Origin of the sequence: Alicyclobacillus fructus (assembly GCF_017329605.1) — a bacterium.
Taxonomy (GTDB): domain Bacteria; phylum Bacillota; class Bacilli; order Alicyclobacillales; family Alicyclobacillaceae; genus Alicyclobacillus; species Alicyclobacillus fructus.
Genome location: NZ_JAFMTY010000103.1, coordinates 1 through 293, shown reverse-complemented (window position 1 = coordinate 293; position 293 = coordinate 1). Strand labels below are relative to the sequence as shown.

The 293-nt window shown below is 61.8% G+C and carries 1 pseudogene; it reads left to right on the top strand.

Annotation, left to right across the window (positions count from 1 at the left end):
• A pseudogene (locus tag J3481_RS14780) lies at window positions 1-293 on the top strand (IS1634 family transposase); the annotation flags it as partial.

The following is a 293-nucleotide window of genomic DNA, read 5'->3' as shown; positions in this document are numbered from 1 at the left end:
AACAGGACCTCATCGGTTGGCGGCTTGGTCGCGTGATCACGGTCGTGGATCGAGGTTTCGTCTCAGAGAGCAATTTGCGGATCCTGCAACGCGCCGGGGTCACTACATCGCTGGGGAGAAGATGACCTCCGGGAAACCGGCGGTGGAAGCGGCGTTGACGCGCCCTGGACGTTTTCGTGAACTTCGCCCCAACTTGAAAGTGAAGGAGGTCGTGGTGGGAGACGGCGAGGCCCGGGTCCGTTACGTGTTGGCGTTCAATCCCGAGGAAGCCAAACGCGATGAGGCGCGCCGAG